This is a genomic window from Mesorhizobium sp. A623, from assembly GCF_054489405.1.
Genome location: NZ_JBTMXB010000143.1, coordinates 1 through 613, shown reverse-complemented (window position 1 = coordinate 613; position 613 = coordinate 1). Strand labels below are relative to the sequence as shown.

Genomic DNA, 613 nt, shown 5'->3' with positions numbered 1-613 from the left:
TACATGCGGGGAACGCCGGCCGGGCTCAGGGCTTCGCTCATAGGTTCGGTCCTCCGTGCTGTCGTGTCGATGGTGCCACTGCCCTAGTGGCTGGCGCGGGCTCGTTCTGGAACAGCATGTTGCGCTGTCTCCAGGTGTCGAGGAATTCCCGCAGGCGCGGGCTTTGCGGATCGTTGAAGAGTTTTGCAGGCGAGCCCTGCTCCACCACCTTGCCGCGATCCATGAAGACGACTCGGTCAGCGACCTGGGCGGCAAAGCCCATCTCGTGTGTCACCACCACCATGGTGATGCCCTCGACGGCCAACTGCTTCATGGTGTCGAGAACCTCGCCCACGAGCTGGGGATCGAGCGCCGAGGTCGGCTCGTCGAACAGGATCACATGCGGTTCCATGGCGAGTGCGCGGGCGATGCCGACGCGCTGCTGCTGGCCGCCGGAAAGCTGCGAGGGATAGCGCTCGGCGAAATCCGCAAGGCCGACCTTGGCCAGCGCGCGGCGTCCGCTTTCCTTCGCCTTGGCGGCGGGGGTGCGCTTGGAAAGGCGAAGCCCCAGCGTCACGTTGTCCAGCACGGTCATATGCGGCCACAGGTTGAAGTGCTGGAACACCATGCCGAC

1 protein-coding gene is annotated in these 613 nt (G+C 65.1%); it reads right to left on the bottom strand.

Annotated features, from left to right (window positions below):
- Positions 1 to 37: 37 nt before the first annotated feature.
- Positions 38 to 613, bottom strand: a 576-nt coding sequence (locus ACX3P1_RS28315; protein ID WP_459083153.1) for an amino acid ABC transporter ATP-binding protein, incomplete at its 5' end; no start/stop codon positions are given.